This window comes from Lentibacter algarum (assembly GCF_018860975.1).
GTDB lineage: Bacteria > Pseudomonadota > Alphaproteobacteria > Rhodobacterales > Rhodobacteraceae > Lentibacter > Lentibacter algarum_A.
Genome location: NZ_JAHKQI010000004.1, coordinates 1 through 6,587 on the forward strand (window position 1 = coordinate 1; position 6,587 = coordinate 6,587).

General features: G+C 48.7%; 7 protein-coding genes. 5 read left to right on the forward strand and 2 right to left on the reverse strand.

Annotated elements, in window-relative coordinates; translation table 11 throughout:
* Positions 1–310: HNH endonuclease signature motif containing protein (locus KO498_RS04260; RefSeq protein ID WP_215958654.1), on the forward strand; the 310-nt coding region annotated here is incomplete at its 5' end.
* 168 nt (positions 311–478) lie between these two features.
* Here KO498_RS04260 and KO498_RS04265 read toward each other — a convergent pair.
* Positions 479–1,375, reverse strand: a complete 897-nt coding sequence (locus KO498_RS04265; RefSeq protein ID WP_215958655.1) for a hypothetical protein — start codon at positions 1,373–1,375, stop codon at positions 479–481.
* 481 nt (positions 1,376–1,856) lie between these two features.
* On the opposite strand from KO498_RS04265, the gene KO498_RS04270 reads away from it, so the two are divergent.
* Both KO498_RS04270 and KO498_RS04275 read left to right on the forward strand, forming a co-directional pair.
* Complete coding sequence (locus tag KO498_RS04270; RefSeq protein WP_215958656.1) at positions 1,857–2,462, forward strand: recombinase family protein; 606 nt, start codon at positions 1,857–1,859, stop codon at positions 2,460–2,462.
* Positions 2,463–3,089: 627 nt separating this feature from the next.
* Positions 3,090–3,776 (forward strand): hypothetical protein, encoded by a 687-nt coding sequence (locus tag KO498_RS04275; protein WP_215958657.1) that lies wholly within the window; start codon positions 3,090–3,092, stop codon positions 3,774–3,776.
* Positions 3,777–3,896: 120 nt separating this feature from the next.
* Here KO498_RS04275 and KO498_RS04280 read toward each other — a convergent pair whose 3' ends face one another.
* Entirely contained in the window at positions 3,897–5,684 is a 1,788-nt protein-coding gene (locus KO498_RS04280; protein WP_215958658.1) for an SIR2 family protein, read from the reverse strand.
* Between the two features lie 158 nt (positions 5,685–5,842).
* Between KO498_RS04280 and KO498_RS04285 the strand changes: the two genes are divergently transcribed.
* Together KO498_RS04285 and KO498_RS04290 are read left to right on the forward strand one after the other, a co-directional pair.
* Positions 5,843–6,085, forward strand: a complete 243-nt coding sequence (locus tag KO498_RS04285) for a hypothetical protein (protein WP_215958659.1) — start codon at positions 5,843–5,845, stop codon at positions 6,083–6,085.
* A 155-nt stretch (positions 6,086–6,240) separates the two neighbouring features.
* Entirely contained in the window at positions 6,241–6,528 is a 288-nt protein-coding gene (locus KO498_RS04290; protein ID WP_215958660.1) for a transposase, read from the forward strand.
* The last annotated feature ends 59 nt before the right edge of the window (positions 6,529–6,587 follow it).

Sequence of the window (6,587 nt, forward strand, 5' to 3'; positions counted from 1 at the left end):
ACTTTTAAGGGGCCAAGACATTAGCGAAACTGCACTACTTGTCGCCTCCCACATAAAGCCTTGGAGAGATTGCCGCGACGATCCCGACGATTGCTTGAATCCAGACAACGCTCTTTTGCTCTCACCAAACTGGGATGCCCTGTTCGATAAGGGCTTCATCAGCTTCGCGGATAGCGGCTCGCTTCTGATTTCCAAGCGTTTGTCGGAAGTCTCCCGACGATCATTAGGGGTTGAGGCCCTGAACGTTTCTCTGAGCAAGCGGCAGAGGTATTACCTCATTCATCACCGCTCGCTGCATGGTTTCGAATAGACTTAGCGATCGGCCCAGAGCTGCCGTTGGTCGCATTGGTCGACGCCGCGCCGCAACTTTCCCGAAGAGGCCTCGGAAGCAACGGTCGGATCATCGCAGCCTGCGTTACACTACACGGTTGTCGGGTTTGTCGGTTGTACGTCGAAGCTAGCGATGTCCGATCACCCTCTAATATCCCATTTCCATCGCGAGATTGTGTTCCTGTTGTGCCCTCAGTTCCTCCAACGAAACGGTGATCTGAGAAAACTCCAAATGGTACATTGGCATCTGCCAACTGTGATATAGTGTACCAGCTTGGTTTTCTTTGGCATTTTCAGTAATCAAACCCGCAGACTGCGAAGCCACCAGCATCTCTTCAACGCAACCTTTCGCATCATGCCACGTTTCTTGGTCGCAGAAGTCTATTTTACTCCATGCATCTGACATGATGCCAAGCCCTTCGCGGGTAAAAAGACCAAAGTCCCGCAGAGCCAAACATATCTTCCAAGGCCACGGGTCTCTATCATTACTGAGAAAGTCGAGGTCGGGATCAGAATTGCGATGCGTGTCATTAGGATCATGCCAATGCAAAGTGCCATCTTCCTCACATAGGATATCGGCGTACATGTCGCTCTCTCGCTTGAATATTTCAAAATTTGGGGCAATATACTCGTCAATTGCCCCCTCGAGATAGTGGGAAGGGCGGTGCGTATCGACGTACTCTTGGAGCTGCTGAACGGTCATGGGCTTCCAGCTTTGAGCATCCACATAGATGAGGCGTGCCAGATGGCTGTAGAACCATTTTATCATTACCCCAGTCTTTGAGGCGCGTAATTGATTTGGGCATCTGACAAGATCGAGCAATATGAGAATTTTGGCGATCTCTTCTGTTGCGTGACGATTTAGAATTGCTGCGCTTCGTGGATTTTCTGACAAAGCCTTCGACGCACTGAGCAGTTCTTCGACGCTTCCCATAAGGGCGGGGAGCCCCTCGTAAATCAGGTCTAACTGTTGATCGAGGGTCAAGTTCGCGAGGGCTGCGGCGCGGCGCATGCCGATGTGTTTTGCATTTTTAACTTCAGGCATTGTTGCTCCGTTACTGTTTGTTCAGCCCTATCACCCGCCAGTATAGCTGGAGCTTTCTGTATCTGCGCAAGTTGGACGACAAAGGTCTGCTTTGGTCAATACCACTATTTGATCTCACGACTTCAGCGAATGGCTGCTCTCCGCCCACCCTTCACGGTGTAATTTTTAAGTATACTCAGTCCAGACCTGCACAAACTGCCCCAAGGTGTCTTACTGGAGCTTCGAACCACCTTAACTGGCACTGCACATTCAGCGGACGGTTAAATCTGACAGAATGAAGCGTCCATCTGTGCCTTTGTTGATTAGACGCGGGCAGTCCACCCTTCTGATGCTCCTGTGCGGGACGTATCCAGCTATCAATAGGCACATATCTAAAGATGCGCTGATAGTAGGCGGCATTCACTATCACATAGTCCTGGATTGCATCCTATTGATAAGCTATCATAGGCTCTAGAATCACTTGGTAAAATTGGAGTGGATGATGGAAAATTGGGGATACGCACGGGTCAGCACAAATGCCGACAAGCAAGCCGCGACGTGGAACAATCAATCGGACCTGCTGACGCAGGCAGGCGCTACAAATATATTTAAAGAAGAAAGCAGCGCAGGGCATCACCGCCCTGTCTTCGAAGATATGATAGAGCAAGCGATGGATCGGGCAGAGCAGACTGGAAAATCTGTGAATATCCACATCACAAAGATGGACCGTGCATTCCGCGATATCGAACACGCTATCAAGACTGTAAAGCGGTCACACAAGCATGGTGTGCGCTTCACGCTGCATGATATTGCCAAGACACCCTTGGACCCCACTGACGCGGCGCAATCGCTGCACTTCCATGTTCTTGCAGCTATCGGACAATTCGAAAAAGACCGTTTCGCGGAACGCCGGACGATTGGGATAGCGAAGGCAAAAAAAGAAGGTAAATACAAAGGCAGGGCACCTACAGCCCGCGCTAAAACAGCGGATGTGCTGGCACTTCATGCACGTTCGTTCAAAGCGCCGGAAATCGCAACACAGTTGGGCATAGGCGTGGCCTCTGTATATCGCATCCTAGCTGACCACAAAGCCGCACAATCGGCCTGAATCGTGCCCTACAGCCCGCTACGCGGGTGCATACAGCAAGACAACATCACACATCCAACCCACACAGAAAGCTGTACTTATGTTCAGATTATCCGACGTAATATTACTTTACCTCCTAGTCACGCTGCTTCGATACTTCTGATCTTTCAGGCTTTCCCGACGTAATGGGCTGATCGTTCTGAATGTTGGCTGTGTGGTGGCACGGCTGTAAGGCGGTGTGCCCGCGTAGCGGGACGAACAAAGTAGAGTCTCCTGTTTCTCAATTCAGTTTATTTACAAATTATCATTATATATCAATAATTTAGGGTCCAAAAAGTGGGGTACCACCTTGATTTTGAGGGGCTGTTAGTAACTGCGGGCCTGTCCTAGAGTTGAAATTATAATCGCAACCCCCGCCACAATATTTTTTCAGAAATTTCCGAGTTGTCATCGCCCAACCGAAACTTGAAATCCGCCTGAGCTAGTGCTATGCTGCGCTTAGGAACCGATGCCTTGGCTATTAGCGACCAAAAAGACGGTGAAGTCCTTAAGCTACCTTCGAAGCAACTCCTTTAGAATTGTGGGCATGGTGGCAGTTAAACGCTTTTTGTCGCCGCGTTAGTCCCGCAAGGATTCAGGAGAATTCCTATGACTATTTCTAAAGTATGCACAGAATTTCTGCGCAACCATCACCTGTCTGAATATGGACAAAAATTGAAGGCTACCCACGCTCGTGAAATTGTGGCCGCGTTCTTTGGATATAAGAGCCATACAGGGCAACTTGCCGAAGTAGACTACCCACTTGAACAGATCGAACAAGCCGCAGTCATGGTGCCAGATGTTGCACGTATTGGGTGGCGATTAGCTAGACTAAATGGCCTACCAAGCAATTTACCTTCCGCATATGAACTAGCTCGCATCTTGGCAGAGTTCCTAGTCGAAGAAGGTTGGTTTGGCGGTAACGTGTGGCTGTATGAAACCGTCGAAAATTATGTATTGGAAGTCTACCTACCAGAGAATGACTACAATATCTCCGAGCAACTTTCAGGCGTAATGGCTGAGACCAACGCTTACTTTGAAGAAGCCTATTTCGACGAAGCTGTAGTTGATCGTAATGACGAAGGAATGACCATCTCATCAAGCGGCACCTACTCTGGCTCTAGCGATCAAGACCGTATGTTTTCAGGCGATACAATCGACATGAATGCAATCATCACCTTGAATCGTGTTGCTGGTCACATTTGCTTCTATGAAGAAGACTTTTCCGTTGGCGGAGAAGTCAACGATGATTGGTATGGTCCCGACGAAGAACCACAAGTGACCGCTGCCGAATGATCTCTTTGCGCTTGCCCAACCACTGCGTTTGGCAAGCGCTTTAGGGCGTTTTGTACAGCTATCGGGAAGTAGTGCTTGGACTTCTACGTTAAGGTTAGAAAACCTCTCACAGTCAAGACGTTACCAACTCCAGTGTAACTTACCTATCAGGCGTTCGTGGCTTTCTATCGCTAACACAACAAAATCTGTGTCGCCCCGCCCAAATCCGCCATCCGTTAACGCCCTCAAGAAATCTGCATTTTCGAATTTTGGTTTAATTTTTTGGCGGAAATTTCTATCCCAACCCGCCCTACGAACCGGAGACCAGATATAATTCCTATCTGTTTCGCTTTCGTGAGCACTACGCAAAGCTGCGATATCGTTAGTTTCAAGGTATCTGATAGCGGTTAAGGTTTCAATCATCAGACAATCAATGACGATTCCACCTGTTGAAGAGCGAAATGCTTTCCCCCATGTTTCAAATAGGTCGTCTGCAAAGTGATCACTTAAAGGCGTATGACGCCTTTCGAAATCTGGCAAATTTTGCCAAAGCTCCTTTTTCTCGCCTTTCCACAAAGACGGTGAAACGGCATCAATCATGCGCATGGTGCCGTCATATCCGGTATCCAACTCTACCCCCATAAACGCATGAAGTTGGGACCAGTTTTGTACATTTGTCATACCTAGGGCACACGCTTGATAACTTAGTACAGCGGGATAAGTGCGCATGTTTAAGAAAACTGTGCTACCATTGTTTACCAACCCAGCATGATCCACCAGTGATCCAATGGCATCCACTACAAATTGGATTTGTGCGGCATCGCCCCACCGGCCCACTAAACCACAAATTTTAGCAAGACCCTCTGTTGCCCCTTCGTATACTTCGACCCTGCGCTGAAATTCTTCTGCTGAAAATGTTCCACCCGACCCCATGTCACTTTTCTCAAGCCGCTCGACAATACGTAGCACTTCGTCGGAAATAAGATCAGACAATTGGATGCGGTGCTCAGGCTTAGCCAAATATCGCTTTGCACGGTTTACCAGCATTTCCACCCCAACAGGGTTTTGTCGTTTACTTTGAGCCAGCGTCTCCACCTGCTCTACCAGCTTTACAAAGAAGGTGTCCGCGTCAGAAATAGGGACTGTTAAGCCCTTTCGGCTTTCACATAGTTCTTTTCCACGCCCTTTGAGATCACCGCGTACCGCCCAGAAGAGGGGATATCGTCTATTCCTGACGCGTGAAATTGCAGCGCGTAAAGCGTGATCCCATTCACCTGACCAGCCGCAAACAATCAGACCATGCTCATCAAATATTCGATCCAATAACGTGTTATATGCATCAGGATAAGCATCTAACTCATCATCGGTATTGAGAATGCGGGCATCTTTATAGTCGCCGTGAACTTTCAAAATATAGCACGCGCTATGAGTAAGCGGCTCAGCACCCTGTAGAACGTCAGGCGATGTAATAACGGTAGGTTCCACCCCAACATCACGCAGTGCGTTTTCCATAAGTCTATCAAAATTCGTCGTTACGATTACCCTGATGTGTCCATCACGAACCAACTTGGCTATCGCTTTGTGACCAGAAGTTGGAACTTTTCGCCCCTCCTCACGGTCCTCTTCATCCGGTTCAATATAGCTATGTAAAATGGCACGGCGTTCCGCTGGCGTCGTTGCGAGCTGGGCCAAAAGTTCAGAGTAATTTGGCACTTTGCCTTCCTTTTCGAAGTACCACTTGCCCCAGTCGTCTTGTGGCTCGACACCCTGAGCGGTGGCCATGCGCCTAACTAAGTCAGTGGTTATTTCCCACCCTGTAGGAATTTCCGCTGCACGGGACAGGCCTGAACCCAAAAGTAGAGCAAAGACCCCCTTATTCTCATGGACTGAAAAAGCCATTTGGGTCGCAGGGTCACCAAAAACAGACATTAAAAATACTCCAGAAACAACAGATAGGGTTTCGGAAATCTAACACTAACGCCCATCAGAGTGCCATTGAAAACCCTATTGTTTTTGAACTCAAAATTTGAATTTTGACCGTTATGCAACTACGTATAGCTTATTGTAGAATAGCAGGAGAGCAGACGATGGTACTGACTTGGAAGGGCAACGAAGCACCAACAGAAATTGGGGTAAATCGTTTGGCCGAAGATATGGATGGCAACCGTGTTGTTGTAAGTGGTAGTCACGAAGCAATTACAGACTTTGGTTGGGGCACCATCTGGCAAACTGCCGAAACCAAATATGCACGCGGCGAGTATCAGGAAACTGAAAGTAATCGTTTTGTCAGGGTGCAAACAGACGATTGCAAAGCTCAGGTCGGTGTCTGACCGTGTGGCTTGGCTAACCGACCACAGACCCTGCTACCACCGAGACAGCACTAACGCGCTGGGAACTCTAAAAACGTTCCATACGAGGACAACGTGTTATTGTCTTGGCCCCTTAAAAGTGTGCCACTAATTGAGTGTCACAGGAGGAAGAAGGGATGGCTCGGAAACGGTATTCGGACGAGGATGCGCTTAAGATACTGCGCGAGATCGATGTGCATTTGCATGATGGATTGGATGTTGTAAGCGCGTGCCGAAAAGCGGGGATTTCGGATAAGACCTATTACTATTGGCGCAAGAGGTTTGGAGGCATGGGACGTCCTCAGCTTTCCGAGATGCGCGCTCTGCAGAAAGAGAACGAGCGACTAAAGAAGATCGTCGCAGAGCTGCAGCTCGACAAGTTGATCCTGAAGGAAAGCCTGGATCATCTAAAGCCGAAGGCCTGACGGTTGATGGGTTGCGTCAGGCCGTGATCCACACCCGTAAAAAGCTGAACACATCAGAA